The 19,606-nt window shown below is 67.2% G+C and carries 15 protein-coding genes, 1 tRNA gene and 2 pseudogenes; 13 read left to right on the top strand and 5 right to left on the bottom strand.

Annotated elements, in window-relative coordinates:
- Nucleotides 1-17 precede the first annotated feature (17 nt).
- From QGN30_RS17660 to QGN30_RS17650, 4 genes and pseudogenes are all read left to right on the top strand, one after another.
- Entirely contained in the window at nt 18-2,054 is a 2,037-nt protein-coding gene (locus QGN30_RS17660; RefSeq protein ID WP_225336764.1) for an ATP-binding cassette domain-containing protein, read from the top strand.
- Complete coding sequence (locus QGN30_RS17655; RefSeq protein ID WP_008255659.1) at nt 2,051-2,905, top strand: energy-coupling factor transporter transmembrane component T family protein; 855 nt, start codon at nt 2,051-2,053, stop codon at nt 2,903-2,905. The genes QGN30_RS17660 and QGN30_RS17655 overlap by 4 nt, the downstream gene beginning before the upstream one ends.
- A 10-nt stretch (nt 2,906-2,915) precedes the next feature.
- Nucleotides 2,916-2,990, top strand: a pseudogene (locus tag QGN30_RS25770) (hypothetical protein); the annotation flags it as partial.
- A 42-nt stretch (nt 2,991-3,032) separates the two neighbouring features.
- A complete protein-coding gene (locus tag QGN30_RS17650; RefSeq protein WP_008255660.1) occupies nt 3,033-4,487 on the top strand; it encodes an amino acid permease in 1,455 nt (484 codons plus the stop codon).
- Between the two features lie 8 nt (nt 4,488-4,495).
- Here QGN30_RS17650 and QGN30_RS17645 read toward each other — a convergent pair whose 3' ends face one another.
- Genes QGN30_RS17645 through QGN30_RS17635 form a run of 3 tightly spaced genes read right to left on the bottom strand, consistent with a single transcriptional unit; the run spans nt 4,496 to nt 7,528 of the window.
- Nucleotides 4,496-5,836, bottom strand: a complete 1,341-nt coding sequence (locus tag QGN30_RS17645) for an extracellular solute-binding protein (protein WP_038535855.1) — start codon at nt 5,834-5,836, stop codon at nt 4,496-4,498.
- Nucleotides 5,833-6,657, bottom strand: a complete 825-nt coding sequence (locus QGN30_RS17640; protein ID WP_089151605.1) for a carbohydrate ABC transporter permease — start codon at nt 6,655-6,657, stop codon at nt 5,833-5,835. Before QGN30_RS17640 ends, QGN30_RS17645 begins: the two co-directional genes overlap by 4 nt.
- Nucleotides 6,644-7,528, bottom strand: a complete 885-nt coding sequence (locus tag QGN30_RS17635) for a carbohydrate ABC transporter permease (protein WP_008255663.1) — start codon at nt 7,526-7,528, stop codon at nt 6,644-6,646. Before QGN30_RS17635 ends, QGN30_RS17640 begins: the two co-directional genes overlap by 14 nt.
- 58 nt (nt 7,529-7,586) lie before the next feature.
- Here QGN30_RS17635 and QGN30_RS17630 point away from each other — a divergent pair, with 58 nt between their 5' ends.
- The 6 genes from QGN30_RS17630 to QGN30_RS17605 all read left to right on the top strand — a co-directional run bounded on the left by QGN30_RS17630 (nt 7,587) and on the right by QGN30_RS17605 (nt 13,171).
- On the top strand, nt 7,587-9,104 hold the full coding sequence (locus QGN30_RS17630) for a TldD/PmbA family protein (RefSeq protein WP_136245304.1): 1,518 nt from the start codon (nt 7,587-7,589) through the stop codon (nt 9,102-9,104).
- Nucleotides 9,101-10,474: a TldD/PmbA family protein gene (locus QGN30_RS17625; RefSeq protein ID WP_136245303.1), complete on the top strand. Its 1,374-nt coding sequence runs from the start codon at nt 9,101-9,103 to the stop codon at nt 10,472-10,474. The genes QGN30_RS17630 and QGN30_RS17625 overlap by 4 nt, the downstream gene beginning before the upstream one ends.
- A gap of 41 nt (nt 10,475-10,515) precedes the next feature.
- Complete coding sequence (locus tag QGN30_RS17620; protein WP_136245302.1) at nt 10,516-11,382, top strand: carboxymuconolactone decarboxylase family protein; 867 nt, start codon at nt 10,516-10,518, stop codon at nt 11,380-11,382.
- A gap of 438 nt (nt 11,383-11,820) precedes the next feature.
- Nucleotides 11,821-12,219, top strand: a complete 399-nt coding sequence (locus QGN30_RS17615) for a hypothetical protein (RefSeq protein ID WP_009953104.1) — start codon at nt 11,821-11,823, stop codon at nt 12,217-12,219.
- Nucleotides 12,220-12,544: 325 nt separating this feature from the next.
- Nucleotides 12,545-12,964, top strand: a complete 420-nt coding sequence (locus tag QGN30_RS17610) for a DUF732 domain-containing protein (RefSeq protein WP_051019733.1) — start codon at nt 12,545-12,547, stop codon at nt 12,962-12,964.
- A gap of 130 nt (nt 12,965-13,094) precedes the next feature.
- Nucleotides 13,095-13,171: transfer RNA gene (locus tag QGN30_RS17605), tRNA-Ile, on the top strand.
- 18 nt (nt 13,172-13,189) lie between these two features.
- Here QGN30_RS17605 and QGN30_RS17600 read toward each other — a convergent pair.
- Nucleotides 13,190-14,341, bottom strand: a complete 1,152-nt coding sequence (locus QGN30_RS17600) for an alpha/beta fold hydrolase (RefSeq protein ID WP_201407803.1) — start codon at nt 14,339-14,341, stop codon at nt 13,190-13,192.
- A 120-nt stretch (nt 14,342-14,461) separates the two neighbouring features.
- On the opposite strand from QGN30_RS17600, the gene QGN30_RS17595 reads away from it, so the two are divergent.
- On the top strand, nt 14,462-17,008 hold the full coding sequence (locus tag QGN30_RS17595) for an excinuclease ABC subunit UvrA (RefSeq protein WP_014379843.1): 2,547 nt from the start codon (nt 14,462-14,464) through the stop codon (nt 17,006-17,008).
- Between the two features lie 160 nt (nt 17,009-17,168).
- Here the strand turns inward: QGN30_RS17595 and QGN30_RS17590 are convergent, their stop codons facing one another.
- Complete coding sequence (locus tag QGN30_RS17590) at nt 17,169-17,342, bottom strand: 5'-phosphate oxidase (RefSeq protein WP_225331400.1); 174 nt, start codon at nt 17,340-17,342, stop codon at nt 17,169-17,171.
- A 173-nt stretch (nt 17,343-17,515) separates the two neighbouring features.
- Between QGN30_RS17590 and QGN30_RS25765 the strand changes: the two are divergent.
- Both QGN30_RS25765 and QGN30_RS17580 read left to right on the top strand, forming a co-directional pair.
- Nucleotides 17,516-18,096, top strand: a pseudogene (locus tag QGN30_RS25765) (putative alpha/beta hydrolase); the annotation flags it as partial.
- A gap of 903 nt (nt 18,097-18,999) precedes the next feature.
- Nucleotides 19,000-19,539 (top strand): hypothetical protein, encoded by a 540-nt coding sequence (locus QGN30_RS17580; RefSeq protein ID WP_020188863.1) that lies wholly within the window; start codon nt 19,000-19,002, stop codon nt 19,537-19,539.
- The last annotated feature ends 67 nt before the right edge of the window (nt 19,540-19,606 follow it).

Raw genomic sequence — 19,606 nt, 5'->3', positions numbered from 1 at the left:
CTGGCAGAATCGCCCAAGTGACCTTGCTGCGTATTCGGCAACCCGGGGAAGGGGCCCTGCGTCCGAATGAGTTGGCACAGGCCGCGGTCATGGGGGCCCTCTGCGCGGCGATCGAGATCCTCGCCGCGGTAATCCCATTCGCTCAGGGGTTGGGCGTGCTGGGCACCGTGCCCATGGGATTGCTGGCGTACCGCTACCGCCCCCGCGCCCTGATGGCCGCGACCGTAGCCGGCGGGGTGATCGCCTTTTTGATCGCCGGACTGGGCAGCCTGTTCATGCTCGTCGACTGCGCCTGGGTCGGCGGACTGTGCGGAATCGTCAAGCGCAAGGGCCGGGGCACGCCGACGGTCGCCTTCTTGTCGTTGATCGCCGGAGTCCTGTGGGGCGCCGGGTGGGTCGCGGTCCTGGCGGTGCTGACGCGGCTGCGGCAGCTGTTCTTCGACGTCATCACCGCCAATGCCAACGGGGTCGCGGCATTCCTGAATTGGGTACACCTGCCGGGCGTGGGCGACGCTTTGAAGCGATACGTCGCCAACGGGATACACCACTGGCAGCTACTGATTTTCCCGTACATGGTCTTGTTGGTCGTCATCGTTTCGTTCATCAGCTGGTCGGCGCTGTCTCGCCTCCTGGAGCGAATGCGCAAGATTCCCGACGTGCACAAGTTGGACGTCTCCGAGGGTGCTGGCAGTGCTCCGGTGGGGCCGGTGCCCGTGCGGCTTGACAAGGTGTCGTTCCGGTATCCCGGCGCCGACCGGGACGCGCTGCGCGAGATCAGCCTCGCCGTCCAGGCCGGCGAACACATCGCCGTGACCGGGGCCAACGGTTCGGGCAAGACCACGTTGATGTTGATGCTGGCCGGCCGGGAGCCGACGTCGGGAACCATCGACCGCCCCGGCGCGGTGGGGCTGGGCGAAATGGGCGGCACCGCAATTGTCTTGCAGCACCCCAAAAGTCAAGTTCTGGGCACGCGCGTCGCCGACGACGTGGTGTGGGGTTTGCCGCCGGGGGCGGAGATCGATGTGGGCGGATTGCTGCGCGAGGTCGGGCTCGAGGGACTTGCCGAGCGCGACACCGGCAGCCTGTCCGGCGGAGAGCTGCAGCGCCTTGCGCTCGCGGCGGCGCTGGCGCGCGATCCGGCGTTGCTCATCGCCGACGAGGTCACCACGATGGTCGACCAGCAGGGGCGAGATGCGTTGCTGGGCGTGCTCTCTGGTCTTGCGAAACGCCACCAGAGCGCCTTGGTGCACATCACCCACTACGACAACGAGGCCGCCTCCGCCGACCGCATCATCACGCTCAGCGATTCACCGGATAACACCGCCAAGGCCGAGACCCCGGCCACCCACGCCCAGACGCCTCACGTCGCGGCCCCGTCGCGCACGCCGGTGCTCGAGCTCGTCGACGTCAGCCACGAATACGCCAGCGGCACACCGTGGGCCAAGGTCGCCCTGCGCGATGTCAGCTTCGTGGTCGAGCAGGGTGACGGGGTGTTGATCCACGGCGGCAACGGGTCGGGCAAATCGACCTTGGCGTGGATCATGGCGGGGTTGACGACTCCGACCAGCGGTACCTGCCTGATCGACGGCGAGCCCACCCACGAACACGTCGGGGAGGTCGCGCTCTCGTTCCAGTCGGCCCGGTTGCAGCTGATGCGCGACCACGTCGACGCCGAAGTCGCTTCCGCAGCGGGCTTTTCGCATCATGACAAAGATCGGGTGGCCGAGGCGCTGATATCGGTCGGCCTGGACCCGGCGATGGGCACGCGGCGCATCGATCAACTCAGTGGCGGCCAGATGCGCCGTGTCGTGCTGGCCGGGCTGCTGGCCCGTTCCCCGCGGGCGCTCGTCCTCGACGAACCACTGGCGGGATTGGACGTCGGCAGTCAGCGGGGCCTGCTGCGGCTGCTGGAAAACCTGCGCAGGGAACGAGGTTTGACGCTGGTGGTCATCTCCCACGACATCGTCGGGCTGGAGGAGCTCTGCCCGCGATCCCTGTATCTGCGCAACGGCGTGCTCGAGACGGCGTCGACGGCGGCGGGGGGCATGCCATGACCGCGCCCGCGGACGCCAAGTCGGCGAAGGGAAAAACACGGCGCACTCCCCGGCCGGTCGTCCTGCTGGTGCCGGTGCCCGGAACGTCGAAAATTCACGAACTGTGGGCCGGCACCAAACTGTTGGTGGTGCTGGGCGTCTCGATACTGCTGACCTTCTACCCGGGTTGGGCGAGCGTCGGGCTGATGTTGGTGTTGCTGATCACGGCGGCCCGGCTCGCGCACATTCCCCGCGGCGCGCTGCCCTCGCCGCGGCGCTGGATATGGATCGTCCTCGCGGTGGGCGGCATCACCGCCGCTCTCGGCGCCGGAAGCCCCGTGGTCTCGATTGCCGGCGTGCATATCGGGCTGGGCGGCACGTTGCACTTCGTGCGGGTCACCGCGCTGTCGATCGTGTTGATCGGGTTGGGGGCGATGCTGTCCTGGACCACCAACGTCGCCGAAATGGGGCCGGCGCTGGCCGCTTTGGGCCGGCCCTTGCGGTGGTTGCGGATCCCGAGCGACGAATGGGCGGTTGCCCTGGCGCTCGCGCTGCGCGCCTTCCCGATGTTGATCGAAGAGTTCCAGGTGCTCTACGCCGCCCGGCGCCTGCGTCCCAACGAGACTCCGCGCAGCCGCCGGGCGCGCCGGCGCCAGCAGGCGCGGGACATGATCGACTTGCTCACCGCGGCAATCGTTGTGACGTTGCGGCGCGCCGACGAAATGGGCGATGCGATCACCGCCCGTGGCGGAATCGGTCAGCTCTCGGCCGCTCCCGGACGTCCGAAGCTCGCGGACTGGGTGACACTGGCGATCACCGCCGCGGCCGGCGCCGCCGGCGTGGTCGTCGACTCGATCCTCCAGCTTCACTAGGCGCGAAGCCGTGCGCGCCTTCGACGATCCGGGCACCTGGACCGAGCCCGGGGTGCGCCACCTGGCGGCCGACGGGCCCGGAGGGCTTCGCCGGCGCTGATCGCCGAACCGGAAACAGGAGGCGCAATTGGCAGCCACGTCGGTTGGCCTGAAGGAGCAGCTGCTGCGGCGCCGCCCCGTGGTGGGCGCGCACGTCGCGCCCGGTGCCGCGGAGGGCCTCAAGCGCGGCATCGGCACCTTTCAGCTGACCATGTTCGGGGTCGGCTCGACCATCGGCACCGGCATCTTCTTCGTCATGTCCGTGGCCGTGCCCGAGGCCGGGCCGGGAGTCATCGTCTCCTTCCTGCTGGCGGGCCTCGCCGCCGGCCTCGCGGCCGTGTGCTACGCCGAATTGGCCTCGGCGGTGCCGGTTTCGGGGTCGTCGTACTCGTACGCGTACACCACGCTCGGGGAGGTGGTGGCGATGGGTGTGGCGGCCTGCCTGCTGCTGGAATACGGGGTGGCCACCGCCGCGGTCGCGGTCAACTGGAGCGGCTACCTCAACAGGCTGCTGAGCAATGTGGTGGGATTTCAACTGCCACATGCCTTGTCGGCCGCGCCGTGGGACGCGCAGCCCGGCTATTTGAACGTGCCGGCGATCGCGCTGATCGGGATGTGCGCGTTGCTGCTCATCCGCGGCGCCAGCGAATCGGCGAAGGTCAACGCCATTATGGTGATGATCAAGCTCGGCGTGCTCGTCGTGTTCGCGATCGTCGCCTTCACCGCGTTCGACGCGCACCACCTGCGGGACTTCGCGCCGTTCGGCGTCGCGGGCATCGGGTCGGCCGCGGGCACCATCTTCTTCTCCTACATCGGCCTCGACGCCGTGTCCACCGCGGGTGACGAGGTGAACAACCCGCAGAAGACCATGCCGCGCGCGCTGATCGCCGCTCTGCTGACCGTCACCGGCGTCTACGTATTGGTTGCGGTGGCCGCACTGGGCGCGCAGCCCTGGCAAGCTTTCGCCGGACAGCAGGAGGCCGGGCTGGCAACGATTCTCGAGAACGTCACCCACGGCAGCTGGGCCGGCTCGATCCTCGCTGCGGGCGCGGTCATTTCGATCTTCAGCGTCACGCTGGTCACCATGTACGGCCTGACGCGCATCCTGTTCGCCATGGGGCGGGACGGCCTGCTGCCCGCGAGGTTCGCAAAAGTGAACCCGCGCACCATGACCCCGGTAAACAACACGGTGATCGTCGCGCTCGCGGCCTCGACGTTGGCCGCCTTCGTCCCGCTGCAAAAGCTCGCGGACATGGTGTCCATCGGCACCCTGACCGCGTTCGTGGTGGTTTCTGTCGGAGTGATCGTCTTACGGGTGCGCGAGCCCGACTTGCCGCGGGGCTTCAAGGTCCCGGGTTACCCTGTCACGCCGATCCTTTCGGTGGCGGCCTGCGGGTACATCCTCGCCAGCCTGCACTGGTACACCTGGGTCGCGTTCAGCGGCTGGGTCGTGCTGGCGTTGGTTTTCTATTTCGTCTGGGGCCGCCACCACAGCGCGCTCAACGACGAGACGGTCGGCGAGGTTTCGAGCGGCTCGCCGTGATCAGGCGCTCACTGACGCGCCGCGGCGGCGTTGGCCGCCGCCTGAGCGCGCCGTAACGTCGACGCGACATCGCCGCGGCCCAGGAACATTTCGTCGAAATACGGCTGCAGGGCGTCATTGCCCGCGGCAAACCCCGCGCCGCCGGGCGCCGCGATGCGCGGGCCGTTCAGCACGGTGAAGAAGGGCGTGACATCGACGCCCCGGGTGGCCCAGTAGTGAAAGTAGACCGGCTGGGCCGACGACACCGCGGGGATCGCCGCACCGTGGCGGCCCAGGTATTCGTTGCCCTGCCTGCTGCCCATCCAGGCCAGCACCCGGCGCACCGCGTCGGGATGCCGTGATGCCGCATTGCCCGCCGCGGCAATGCCGTTGGTGACGCTGACCCGGCCCGCCGGGCCCGACGGCATTAGCGCCACACCCCAACGGAAGCGGGCATCGCGGGCCACCGGGGCCAAGTTGTAGGTACCGGACTGGAACAGCGCCATCCGGCCGGCCAGGAACTGGTTGCGGGAAAAGTCGCCGTTGTCGTTGGTGTCGGCGGCGGGAGGCGCGACGTGGTCGCGGTTGATCAGGTCGACCAGATATTGAAACGCGGTCACGGCACCGGGATTGTCGAACGCGAACTCGTCGCCGCGCTGAAACACGCCGCCGGCCGACCCGATGTAATTGAGGTAGATCCCCTGGGGGTCATTGGCCGCGTTGTATCCCCACTGCCGCACCCGCCCGGCGTCGAATCCCTTGCTATCGCCGCGGTTTCCGTCGGCATCGACGGTGAGCCGGGCGAGGACGGGCCGCAGCGTGTCCCGCTCGTCGGGACCCCATCGCAACGTGCTCAACTGGGCAGGGTCGACGCCGGCCGCGCCCAGCAGGTCGGCGTTGTAGTACAACGCGATCCCGGCGTCGGTCAGCTGCGGCACGCCCCAAAGCGTGCCGTTGCGGGTGAACTGCTCGACGACCGGTCGCTCCCAGTCCGACGTGGCGGTGGGGCCCAGCGCCGCACCGATATCCAGCAACCGGTCGCTGTCGGCGTACGCCGCGAGGTAGGCGTTGGACAGCCAGAAGATGTCATCGGCGCTGCCGCCCGCCACGTCGGTGCGCAGGGTATTGAAGTAGGTCGAATACGCCACCAAGTTGACGTGCACTTCGATGTCGGGATGGGCGCGACTGAACTCCTGGAACGATTGCCGATAGGCCGCGGCGATCTGATCGCCCCAGATACGCACCGTCACAATGGTCTTGCCGCCATGGGGCTGACCCGAGTAATCCAGCAGCACCGCCGTCGCCGCCAGCAACACCGCAACCGCCCCGAGCGCTCCGGCGACCAGCGTGGAAAACCGGGGCCGGGTCACTTGAGCCCCGAGACGACGATCGAGGCGACGATGTGGCGCTGGAAGGCCACGAACAGCACGATGAGCGGGGCGATGGCAATGGTGGTGGCCGCCATCACCAGCGTCCATTGGGAGTTGAACCGCGACTGCAGGTCGGCGGTCGCCACGGTGAGCACCCGCCACTTGTGGCCGCTCGTGATCACCAACGGCCACATGAAGTTGTTCCACTGCGAGACCACGGTGATCAGCGCCAGGGCGGCCAGGACAGGCCGGCTCGACGGGATCACCACGTGCACGATCTCGTCCAGCGTGTTGGCGCCGTCCAGGCGGGCGGCGTTGACCAAGTCGTTCGGGATCATGCGAAAGTGCTCGCGCAGCAAGAAGATCGCGTAGGGCGAGCCGAACATGAACGGCAGCACCAGCGCCCAGAACGTGTTGCGCAGGCCGAGCTGGGCCATCATGAGATACATCGGCACGATCGTGACCGTCGCCGGCACCATCAGCGTCGCGATGTACACCCAGAACAGCGCGTCGCGCCCGGGAAACTGCAAGCGCGCGAAGGCGTACGCGGCCAGCACGGAAAAGGTCAACTGGCCCACCAGAATCACCGCCGTCATCAACGCGGTGACCGCCGCCGCGCGGCCGAACCCGGCGCCGGCGAGGTCGGTGAAGTTGGCGAGCGTCGGTGGCCGCGGCAGCTGCAGCGGCGTACCCGTGACGAATTGGTGCGCCGAGGTGAACGCGGTCATCAAGCCAAGGGTGAACGGCGCCAACGTGATCAACGCGCCCACGGTCAGCCCGGAATAGATCAGCCCGTTGCTGGCGCGGCTAGGTGAGGTCATAGCTGATCCGTCGCCGAAAATACAGATGCTGAAGCAACGTGACGCCGATCAGGATCACGAACAGCACCACCGCCATGACCGACGCCCGGCCGATCGCCGCCGAACCGAACGCCTCGGCGTAGATGCGGTGGGCCACCAGGTCGGTGCTGCCCGCCGGCCCGCCGCCGGTCAGGGCGTACACCGTGTCGAAAACCTGTGCGGTGCTGACGATCCCGGTCACCAGCACAAAGAAGGTCGTCGGCCGCAACATGGGTATGGTGATGCGCCAGAACCGCTGCCACGCGTTGGCGCCGTCGGTGCGTGCGGCGGCGTGGACCTCGTCGGGGATGGCCAGCAGGCCCGCCAGGAACGACAGCGAGACGTATCCGACGTTGGTCCACACCACGACGGCCGACACGAGCGGCAGCGCGAAGCTGGGATCGGAAAGCCATTCGATGCTGTGTCCCAACACGGTGCTCACGGCGCCGTCGGTGGGAGCCAGGATCCACCGCCACAACACCGCAATCGCCAGCGGGGCGCAAATCCATGGCAGCACAAACACGGTGCGAAACAGGCCGGTGCCACGAAGCTGGCGGGCCAGCATCGACGCGGCCAGCAATCCGAGCGCCGTCTGCGCCGGCACCACGATCGCCACGAAGATCGCGGTGACGATCAGCGAATTGCCGAATGTGCCGTCGGTCAGCACCGACCGCCAATTGGACAGGCCCACAAAGCGCAGCGGTCCCAGCAGATCCCACCGGCACAGGCTCAGCCAGATCACGACCAGGATGGGCAACAGCAGAAAGGCGAGGACCCCGAACAGGCTCGGAGCCAGCAGCGCATAGCCCAGCGCGGTCGATCGAGGACGAATCCTGCGTGCGGCGCCGGCCATGGGGTAATTAAAGCGGGCGCTGCCGCGGTTTGGGGTGAGCGGCCGTTACGGTGGAGCCGTGACACCGAACCGGGGGATCGATGCCGACTTCCTCGGCCTGCCGCGCCACGAACTGGCCGACGCCGCGCTTGCAGCGGCCACCGCGGCCGGGGCCACGCACGCCGACCTGCGCGTTCATCGCATCACCACCGAGATCATCCAGCTGCGCGACGGCGCGCTCGAGACGTCGGTGATCAACCGCGAGGTCGGCCTGGCGGTGCGGGTGATCGTCGACGGCACCTGGGGATTCGCCTCGCACGCGGAGTTGGTGCCGTCGGTCGCCGCCGAGACTGCGCGGCACGCGGTGCAGGTCGCCACCACGCTGGCGATGCTGAGCACCGAGCGCGTCGAGCTGGCGCCCGAACCCGTCTACACCGACGCGACCTGGGTGTCGCACTACCGCATCGACCCGTTCGACGTCTCCACCACCGACAAGATCGCCGTGCTCGAGGAGTACTCGGGGCGGCTGCTCAGCGCCGACGGCATCGACCACGTCTCAGCCGTGCTGACCGCGGTCAAGGAGCAGACGTTCTACGCCGACACGTTCGGATCCTCGATCACCCAGCAGCGCGTCCGCATCCAGCCCACCCTGGAGGCGGTGACAGTCGACCCCGCGGCGGGCAGCTTCGACTCGATGCGCACGCTGATCCCGCCGATGGGCCGGGGTTGGGAGGTCCTAACCGGCGACGAGGTCTGGAACTGGACCGACGAGCTGGCGCAGCTGCCGGCGCTGCTGGCCGAGAAGGTCAAGGCGCCCACCGTTGTCCCCGGTGCGACAGACCTGGTGATCGACCCGACCAACCTGTGGCTGACGATTCACGAATCCATCGGTCACGCAACCGAATACGACCGCGCGATCGGCTACGAGGCCGCCTACGCCGGAACGTCGTTCGCTACACCGGACAAACTGGGCACCATGCGGTACGGGTCGTCGGTGATGAACGTGACCGCGGACCGGACGGACGAATTCGGTTTGGCCACCATCGGTTACGACGACGAAGGAGTTGCCGCGCAGAGTTGGGATCTGGTGCGCGACGGGATCTTCACCGGCTATCAGCTCGACCGGGTGTTCGCGCGGCGCCTGGGGCATGAGCGCTCCAACGGCTGCTCGTACGCCGACTCGCCGCACCACGTGCCGATCCAACGCATGGCCAACGTGTCGCTCCAGCCGGCCCCCGAGGACATCAGCACCGACGAGCTCATCGGCCGGGTCGAGGACGGCATCTACATCGTCGGCGACAAATCCTGGTCGATCGACATGCAGCGCTACAACTTCCAGTTCACCGGCCAACGGTTCTTCCGCATTCGCGATGGCCGCCTCGACGGGCAATTGCGCGACGTCGCCTATCAGGCCACCACGACCGACTTCTGGAATTCGATGGAGGCCGTGGGGGGCCGGTCCACCTGGCGCCTGGGTGGGGCGTTCAACTGCGGCAAGGCCCAGCCGGGGCAGATCGCGGCGGTAAGCCACGGCTGTCCCTCGGCGCTGTTCCGCGGCGTCAACGTGCTGAACACCCGCACGGAGGGCGGGCGATGATCCGCCCGCAGCACGTCGTCAACATCGTGCTCGACGAGGCGGCCAAGCTGGGCGGCGCCGACGAGACGATGGTGCTGGTCACCGACAAGGTCGAGGCGACCCTGCGCTGGGCGGGCAATTCGATGACCACCAACGGGGTTTCGGTGAGCCGCAGCGTGTCGGTGATCTCCGTGGTGCGTCGGGGCGGCGGCGCGCGCATCGGCACGGTCGTGTCCGCCGAGGCGGATCCGCGGGTGCTCCCTGGACTGGTGGCGGCCTCGCAGGAGGCCTCGGGGTCGGCGCCGGAGGCCGGTGATGCCGCGCCGCTGCTCGCCGATAGCGGGGTACCCGCCGACTGGGACGCGCCGGTGCCGGGGACCGGGCCGCTGGTCTTCGCCGACGCGGCCGACTCCCTGAGCCGCGGCTTCAAGGGCGCGGACCGGCTCTACGGCTTTGCACACCATAGCGTTTCGACGACGTTCCTGGCATCGTCGACCGGGTTGCGGCGGCGTTTCAGCCAACCCACCGGGGCGGTGGAGATCAACGCCAAACGCGGCGACGCCAGCGCGTGGGCGGGCGTCGGGACACCCGACTTCGTCGATGTGCCAATCGATTCGCTGCTCGAGCAGCTGTCGACCAGGCTGGGCTGGGCGCAGCGCAGCGTCGAGCTGCCGGCGGGGCGCTACGAGACGATCATGCCGCCGTCGACCGTGGCCGACATGATGATCTACATGGCGTGGTCGATGTCCGGCCGCGGCGCGCAGGAGGGTCGGACCGCGTTCTCGGCGCCCGGCGGTGGAACCCGGGTGGGGGAGCGGCTCACCGATCTGCCGCTGACCCTGTTCTCCGATCCGATGGCGCCCGGCCTTGCCTGCACGCCGTTCGTCGCGGCGAGCAGCTCCTCGGAGACGCTGTCGGTGTTCGACAACGGCATGGAGATCACCCAGGTGGACTGGATCCGCGACGGCGTGATCAACGCGCTGGCCTACCCGCGGGCCACCGCCGAGAAGTACGACGCCCCGGTCGCCGTCGCCGCCGACAACCTGGTGATGACCGGGGGGACGGCCACCCAGGACGAGATGATCGCGGCCACCGAGCGAGGCCTGCTGTTGACCACGCTGTGGTACATCCGGGTCGTCGACCCCACCACCCTGTTGTTCACCGGACTCACCCGCGACGGCGTCTACCTCATCGAAGACGGACGCGTGACCGCCGCCGTCAACAATTTCCGGTTCAACGAAAGCCCGCTGGACCTGCTGCGACGGGCCACCGAGGCCGGTGCGAGCGAGAAGACGCTGCCGCGCGAATGGGGGGATTGGGCGACCCGCGCCGCGATGCCGTCGCTGCGGATCCCGGACTTCCACATGTCCTCGGTGAGCCAGGCCCAATAGTTCGATTGCCGCCGGGCGACACGCGCTCTAGCGTGTGACGAATGGCGGCCCCGGTTTCGGTTCGAGAAGATCAGCTCACGCGCCTGGTGGCGCTGTTTCCCGCGGCGCCCGCCGACGCGCGCATCGCGGCGTTGATCCGGCGGGTGTGCGCGCAGACGGTGTCCCTGCCGCCGCTGCCGTCGGCCGTCGAGGTGGGCGAGCCGGAATCCGACGCCGAGGCGGCCGTCGTCGACTTCGCCGAACAATTCAGCGCCGACGTCGCGGCGATCACCGCCGAGCAACGGTCCCGGTTGTCGAAACACCTCGGGGACCGCACCTTTGGGGTCGTCGTGCAGATGTACATCGCCGACTTCGTCCCGCGGGTGCGGGCCGGGCTGGAAGCGCTCGGGGTCGGCTCGCAGTACCTGGGCTGGGCGGCCGGACCGATCAATTGGGATCACACCACCGACCCGTCGGATCTGGTGTTCAACGACTTTTTAATCGCCGTGGCGCGAATGCGTGCGCTGGACCCGGTCACCTCCGAACTGGTGCGGTTGCGGGGCGCGGCGCAACACAATTGCCGGCTGTGCAACTCGCTACGCGAGGGCGGCGCGCTCGACGCCGGCGGTTCGGAAACGCTGTACGAGGAGATCGAGCGGTTCGAATCGTCGGGTTTGCTCGACGACCGCGCAAAAGCAGCGCTGCGCTATGCGGATGGGTTAATTTGGACCCCTGCGCGCCTCGCCGCCGACGATGCCGCCGAGGTGCGCTCCCGCTTCTCCGAGGCGGAATCCGTCGAGCTCACCTTCGACATCATGCGCAATGCCAGCAACAAAGTCGCCGTGTCATTGGGCGCCGACGCCCCACGCGTCGAGAGCGGCACCGAGCGGTATCTGATCGACGCCGAGGGGCACACGGTATTTAGCTGACCGCGGCCGGTGTTAACCCGGTAGTCGATTGCCGCCCGCCGTTTAGCTGCGCGGACCGCGACGCCCGGCGGCAGGGCTCTGCGACGTTTGCGCCGCGACGTGGCCGGCGGGTGAGCCAGGAGCTCATCCGGGCGCGAGGGCACGAAATGTTAACCATTCGTACATCGACGCGCAAGCGTGCGTTTTCGCTGTGTGCGGGGGTCGTTGGATAACTTAAGCCCCGTCGCCGACACTGAAATGACCACTGAGACGTGACGGTAGCGAAATGGCAGCGTGGCCCCAGCCGGGTGGCCATGGGACGTACGTCATGAGCCGTCATGCCGATGGATTTCCCGGTTCGTTGTTTGCAGCATTCGTAGCTTGGGTTTGCGTCGGAGCCAATCGAGTTCCTGCGCAGAGGGAGGTTCGAACATGACAAGCACCCGTACCCGCTCGCGCATGCGGGTGTCGTCGGTCTGGGCTGCCGGTGTCGCGCTGGGGGCCTCGATGTTCGGCGGAGCGGTGCTTTCAGCGCCCGTGGCTTCGGCGACGTGCGACTTGAGCCCTGCGGATGACCAATACATCAACCTGCTCGCGCAGAACAACATGGTGCACACCGCCGAGTACAGCGACTGTCATGAGGCCGCCGAGGGCCGGTGGTTCGCCAACCAGGTGAAGAGCTCGTCCGATCCGTTCGGTCGGGCCAAAGAACTCGTCAACATGGTGACCAACACGACGCCGCTCAAGGCCGACAAAGCCGAGTGGGAAGTCGAGTCGGCGATCTATGTGTACGCGCCGGAAGTGATCCCGAAGATCAAGGACCAGGCCGCCAAGCAAAACTGGCCGACGGAGTCTTGATCCCCCGGGCCCGCGTCTGCCCTGCCTAACGAATATCCAACGGCCGCAACGGCTTTGAATTTGATCCGCTGTATTTGATGCTGTCAGCTAATTGAATAGCGGCACATTGAACCGCTGACGGCGATGCCGGACGCCGCCGTGCCGGTGGAGAAGCTCGTCGATCCCTGAGCGGAGCGGTCGCTCAAATAGCTTCTCGCGCTAGTGTTTTCAGCCTTCTTTGTTCATCCATTGTTTGTACTCCCGCCGTTTGTCGTGCTCTCTGTCCGTGTACCCATTGGTGTGCGACAGGTGGATCAGCAAATATCTACGCGAAGGAGTTCGAAAGATGACCATCAGACGTACACGCTCGTGCGGGCAGATGCTGGCGTTGGGGGCGGCCGGCGCCGTCGTGGCGACGTCGATGCTGGGCGGAGCGCTGTTGTCCGCGCCGCAGGCAGCGGCCGCCTGCAACATGACCCCGAAGGACGACCAGTACATCAACCTGCTTGCGCAGAACAAGATGATCCACTCCGCCGAGTTCAACGACTGCAACATGACCGCCGAGGGCCGCTGGTTCGCCGACCAGGTCCGCAGCGCTGACAATCCGTTGGCCGCCGGGAAGCGACTCGTGAACATGGTGACCAACACGACCCCGCTGAAGCCCGAGCAGGCTGAGTGGGAGGTCGAGTCCGCGATCTTCGTCTACGCGCCGGAAATGATCCCCGCGATCAAGGGACAGGCGGCACAGGCGTCGTCGCCCGCCTGAGTGCGTTTTGTCGATGGGCGCCGCTACTACGCGGCGCCCATCGCTGTGTGACCTGCCATGTGGGCGCCTGCCGCCCGACGGACACTGATTCCGGTCTTCGGCTACGGTTTCCTACGGAACTACCCCGTCGGGGGCGGTAGCTCAGTTGGTTAGAGCCGCGGACTCATAATCCGTTGGTCGCGGGTTCGAGCCCCGCCCGCCCCACCACGCGCTTTTCACCCTTAGCTATTCGTGGTGCTCGGGCTCGATCCGGATGTTGTGCCGGATCAGCGATCGCGCCTGATGCAGGTGCTTGGCCGCCCACCGGCGATATGTCCGTCGAGCCCAGGACATCCGTTCCTGCGAGCGCTCAGTACGGCGCACCAGCTCTAGGTCGACATGGTCAAGCTCCTCGGCTCCGATTTCGATTCGGTCGCGACCGTGGATGAACTGCAACACCAGCGCATCGGGGTCCAGCAGTTCGCGCTCCCACGCCTCGTGGTCGTCGAGGTCGGCGATGCCCATCGTGTCGGCGGCGTCGCGAAGCACCTCGCCCAATTCGCCATCGAGCAGTTGGCGAAACGCATCGGCGCCCTGGCGCGGATTGGCGATCATCCACGAGTGATACGCGTCCGGCACCCTGTACAGCGTCGCGTCGGCCTCGTTGGCGATTTCGCGCGCGTGCGGGAACGGCACGATCATGTCTTTTTCGGCGTGCACCACCATCGTGGGCATCCCCTCGTCGCGCATGGTGTGCAGCATCGGCGTGTAATCACCGGACTCGACGATGGCCCTGATCGTCCGGACGGCCGCGAGTGGATCACGCAGGTTGGGCACCGCCACCGCGGCCAGCACCCGGAAGTATCCGAGTTGCTCGCTGGGTGAGAGCTGCGTCGGGTCGCCCAGTGTGTCGCGGACAGCGGTGTAGGCCGCGCCCAACGCCTTGGTTGGGGACCTCACCAATTTCGGGATGGTCGTGTCGAACCGCGCTCCGGCCGCCGGGTCGAACAGCACGGCGGCGAGTACCCGCTCAGGCGCGCGTGCGGCCAGCTGGATGGTCATTCGCCCGCCCATCGAATGGCCGACGAACAACGCCTGCCCGATGCCAAGGGCGTCCAGCGTGCGCAACACCGAATCGGCGCGATCGGTGAAGCCGCACGCGTCGCTGGGCAGTCGCCCGGTATCTCCGTGACCGGCGGCATCGACGGCGACGACCAGGAATCCCATTCCGGCGATCCGGCTGAGCATCCGCAGATAGGCCTTCCGACTCAGCAGGAGCCCGTGCATGAACAACAACGGCACTCCGCGGCCGCCGACTGAAAGCCCGATCCGCCGCCCGTCATCGAGTTCCACGACGTGATGGCTCAGGCGGATCCGGCTTGGTGATGTTTCCGTCATGGCCACGGCGGAATTCCCGGCCGGCGGGGCGTCAAAACGGATTGCCGACAGGCCCTCGCTGGTCGCTGCCGGGGAGCGCAGGCTTGTGCGGCCGCAACCGGGGGTACTCGGCTGAGCAAGATGACGCAAATCCCGTATCGACGCACCGACGAAATCGATCCTTCTGTGCGCGTTTACGGGGCGCGGGTGCACAATCTGCGGGGTGTCGACGTCGTAGCGCCGCGTGACGCGCTGGTCGCGTTCACCGGAATCTCCGGATCCGGCAAATCGTCGCTAGCCTTCGGGACCATCTATGCCGAGGCCCAGCGCCGCTACTTCGAATCGGTCGCTCCGTACGCCCGTCGCCTGCTATTGCCAACCGGCGCGCCAAAGGTCGATGACATCACCGGGCTACCGCCTGCCGTTGCACTGCAGCAGCGCCGGGGTTCGGCGACATCGCGGTCGACGGTCGGCACCGTCACCACCCTGTCGAACTTGTTGAGGATGCTGTTCTCCCGCGCCGGGACCTACCCGCGGGGGGCTACGGAACGACTGGACTCCGATGCGTTCTCGCCGAATACCGCGGTGGGGGCGTGCCCCGAATGTCACGGGCTGGGACGAATCCATCGGGTGACCGAAGAGACACTGGTGCCAGACCCCTCGCTGACCATCCGCGAAGGCGCCGTCGCCGCATGGCCCGGCGCGTGGCAGGGCCAAAACCTCCGCGACATCCTCGTCACGCTGGGCTACGACATCGACAAGCCATGGCGGAAACTGCCTAAGCGGCAACGCAATTGGATTCTGTTCACCGAGGAGCAGCCGACCGTCGAAATCGATCCGAGCCAGCACCCCGTGCAAGCCGATTATTACTACAACGGCACGTTTTCCAGCGCCGAACGCCATGTCCGCCACACGTTGGCCAACTCCCATAGCGCGATGATGCGCCGCCGCGTACTGCAATTCGTCGACACCGTCGAATGCCCGGTATGCGACGGCTCTGGGTTGCGGCCGGAGGCGTTGCGGGTGACCTTCGCCGGCCGCACCATCGCCGACTACACGGCCATGCCACTGGGCGACCTCGCGGACACGTTGCGCCCGACGGCTTCTCGGACCGACGCCGCCGCCGCGTACGAGTCCATGACATCCGGCGAGCTGACGGAAGTGGCGACCATGATCGCCGCCGACCTGGTCGCACGCCTGCAGGTACTCATTGATCTCGGCCTCGGCTATCTCACGCTCAGTCGCCGGACCCCGACCGTGTCACCCGGCGAACTGCAGCGGTTGCGGCTGGCCACCCAACTGCGCGCCGGCTTGTTCGGCGTGCTCTACGTGTTAGACGAACCGTCGGCCGGCCTGCACCCGGCCGACGCCGAGCCGCTGCTCGAGGTGCTCGATCGCCTGCGGCGCGCGGGCAATTCGTTATTCGTGGTCGAGCACGACATGGACGTCGTGCGCCGTGCCGACTGGATCGTCGACGTTGGGCCCGGGGCCGGAGAACTCGGTGGGGGCGTGCTCTACAGCGGGCCGGTGCCCGGCCTCGCCGACATCGAGGGGTCCGTCACTCGTCACTACCTTTTCGACGGTGCCCGGCCGCCGCGTCGACAACCACGTACGCCGTCCGGGCAGCTGCGGCTGCGCGGGATCTGCTTCCATAATTTGAAAGACCTCGACGTGGACCTGCCCCTCGGCGTGTACACCGCGGTCACCGGGGTGTCCGGTTCCGGAAAGTCGACACTCGTCGTCAAGGTCCTCGGCGATGTCGTCCACAGCCAGCTCGGCACCGGACGAGCGGTCGAGCCTGCCGAACCCGACGACGACGAAACCGACAGCGGGATAGTCGATCTCGATCATGACGCGAGTATCGGTGTGACGGCAGAGGGGGCCGAAAACATCAACCGGCTGGTATCGGTCGACCAGCGTGCGATCGGACGCACGCCGCGCTCGACGCTGGCGACCTACACCGGCTTGTTTGACGCCGTGCGCCGTGAATTCGCTGCGACCCCGAAGGCGCGCCGCCGCGGTTGGACGGCGGGCAGGTTCTCGTTCAACGTGGCCGACGGTCGCTGCCCCACCTGTCAGGGGGAGGGTTTCGTGTCGGTCGAATTATTGTTCCTGCCAGGCACATACGCCACCTGCCCGGCGTGTCAAGGAGCGCGGTACTCCGACGAGACACTCGAGGTTCGCTATCGCGACCGTACGATCGCCGATGTCCTCGCGATGACCGTCGATGAGGCTTCGGAGTTTCTTGCCGACGTCGCCAGCGCGGCGCGCAGCCTGACCACGCTGCAAGAGGTCGGGCTCGGATACCTCCGTCTCGGACAGCCCGCCACCGAGCTGTCGGGCGGCGAGGCACAGCGGATCAAGCTCGCCGCCGAACTGCAGAGACCCCGGCGAGGGCACACCCTCTACGTCCTCGACGAGCCGGCCACCGGGCTGCACCCTGCCGATGTGGCTCTGCTCGATCGTCAACTGCACCGCCTGGTCGACGCGGGCAACACCGTGGTGGTGGCCGAGCACTACATGCGGATGGTCGCGGGTGCAGATTGGGTGATCGACTTGGGACCGGGAGCCGGCAGCGATGGCGGCCGGGTCGTCGCGGCGGGGCCACCTGAGCAGGTGGCACGGGCCAAACAGAGCCGCACGGCGCCGTACCTGGCGAAGCGGTTGGCGCCGTCTGGCACCCAGTGAAGACGTTGTCTCACCGCGGGCTCGGCGCGGCGGGTGATCCTGGACGCCCGTAGCGAGTTGAGCGTGGAATCGGCGGCGTCGCCAAACTTTGAATGCCCCAAGAAGGGGATCTTCTCTCCGACAAGGAGTCCGACACGAAGCAGCGGGCGACCGACATCGCCTAGCCCCAGTGCGGCGGCACCTCGCTACCCGGGCAGTCCGCATACCGGCAGTTGACGTCCCGCACCCGCCTGCCGGTGACTTTGCCGTCGTTGTCGTAGCTGTATTCGACCGTGGCCTCCGCCGAGCGCCGGCAGTGCGGGCAGACTTCCATTTCGGTTTTGAAGCGCGCCATCATGTCCTCCTGGTCGCAATGCTATTGAAGCGCGCCCCTCGCCACGTGTCCCCGATTAGCTCCGCGCCGAGCGCACTGAAGTGAATTTCAGCGCCTTTTCGGGTGGAATAGGGGGACAGGGGAACCAGCGGAGGTAGCGTCAAAGCTGGTCAAAAGCGCAAATGGGCGGGGCAATGCAGCTGAACTGGTTGAGCGTTGCCGATCTGATCGCCCAGGCCGGCGGCGATCCCTGGGCGGTCAACCGCAGTTTGCAGGCCGGCAACCCCTTTCAGATCTCCCAATTGGCGGAGGCCTTCCACGCGGCGGGCCGGTGCTCCACCGCCGCCCAAGAGGAGTTCGAGCAGGCCCGCAAGCGCTTCGATCAGGCCTGGAACCACCAGCACGGCGACCATCCGATCAACGGCTCAGAAGAAGTGCAGCGGCCAAATCGCTTCGCCTGCAGACCGACCAGTTGCCCAAGATCGCCGCGGACCTGGAAAACATCGCCGCCATGCTGGCCGCCGCGCAAAAAGAGGGCTCCGCGGAGATCGCCACGCTGGAACGACAACTGCAGTTGCTGGACAAACTGATCGGCGCGGCCACCAAGGATCTGCAAGACCCCACCCTCGATGCGAAGAGCCGCCGGGCGCTCGAGACCTTGATCAAGGACGCCAAAGCCGACGCCGCCGATGACACGCGGGACGCCCTCAAGCAGATGAACTCGATCCGCGACACCTACACGAAATCGCTGCGTGAAGCACAGGCGAACGGACACCTCACCCCGCAAGATGCTGCCGCGGTCGCCGAGTTCAAGCCAGCGGGCTTCGGGGACGGGCAAGACGCTCCACCCAGCGACCCCAGGATCACCGGACCGGCCGGCCCGCCCCAACACGAGCAAAACACCTACGACCTGCAAGACCAGTTCCAAGACGGCCAGGGCCCCACCTTTGGCGGCGACCCCCGAGACGGCTTTCCGCGCAGCCCGGCATCGGAGCTCGCGCAAGGGCCGCCGGGCACCCGCCCGCTGCCGACGGGGACCGCGCTGGGGCCCGACGGTCATCGCTACGCGTTTTTCAGCCACCCGGATGGGTCCGTGACGCCCGGGTTCAACGAATTCGCGACCAACGGGTCGGTCTGGGATTACACCGATCCCACCCATCCCGTGAAAGTCGGTGAGCTGCCGGGGATTTACCAGGCCAGCGGCGTTTACGATCCTGCCACCAACCAGATGGTGATCGTCGGCAACACCAGCAACCGGGTAGGCGACACCACCCGCGGCATGTGGGTGTCGGGACCCATCGATCCGGCCAAACCCAACAGCTGGATCAACAACTTGCAGCGCGTCGGCACCGTCAGCCTCCCAGGCGATCGTGAAAGCCAACTGGTCTCGCTCAAAGGTGGTGGATTCATGCTCGTCGGCGCGACCAACGGCGGCCCCGTGCAGGGCATCACCGCCGCCACACCGCAAGGCCTGATGGGGGCGACACCCCAAACGCTGGTGGCCCCCAACCAGCTTCCGACCGTCTACGGCCCCACCATCACGGGCACGACGCTCGACCCCGCGACCGGCCTTGAGACGATTCAGCTTCGAGTGAGCACCTGGCCGCCCGGGCCGACCTATGATCCCAACACGTGGACGACAACCTTCGGCGTCCAACACTAGGAAGGGGGACACCACATGCTGAGCAGGGTGACCCTAGCGGTGATCACCGCGAGCGTTGCGGTCCTGAGCCTGGCATGTTCCCGCAACGCCCCCGGCGTCGCGACGGCCACGCCGCCGCCGAAATTTCCCGATCTGAACGCATTTCAAGCGGTCGACGCCGCGCCCTATACCGCCGCGGCCCGCGCCGGCGGCGCGGCCTATTTCGCGACACCCGATGGGCTGCAGTGCATCCTCCCCAACCCGCCCAAGCCGGGCGATCACGTCAGCGCCAGCTGCGATGGGCCACTGCCTGGTCTGCCGGACAACGCCCCCGTCGGCAGCGACGGCTGCTCGGTGGTCGCCTCGCCGTCATCGCTTCCGACGGACCTCAACCCGTACAGCTTTCAAAAGGGCACCGGCTGCCCGATCATCACCTCGCCGCTGCTCAACGTCGGCCAAAAGCTCACCAAAGGCGACATCACATGCATCGTGGGCGCTGACCGCCTGACCGCCTGCATCGATCCAATCCTCAACCGTGGCTTCGTACTTCAGTCCGCCGGCTCGTGGACGTTCTAACCCGCCGCCGCCCCCCGCAATCGAGGCGGATGTGCTGGCAGCAAAATCCACGTAAGATTGTCGGCGT

The organism is Mycobacterium sp. 3-98, from assembly GCF_035918355.1.
In the GTDB taxonomy this organism is placed as follows: domain Bacteria; phylum Actinomycetota; class Actinomycetes; order Mycobacteriales; family Mycobacteriaceae; genus Mycobacterium; species Mycobacterium intracellulare.
The sequence above is the reverse complement of the archived record's forward strand: the minus strand, read 5'-3'. Positions and strand labels throughout refer to the sequence as shown.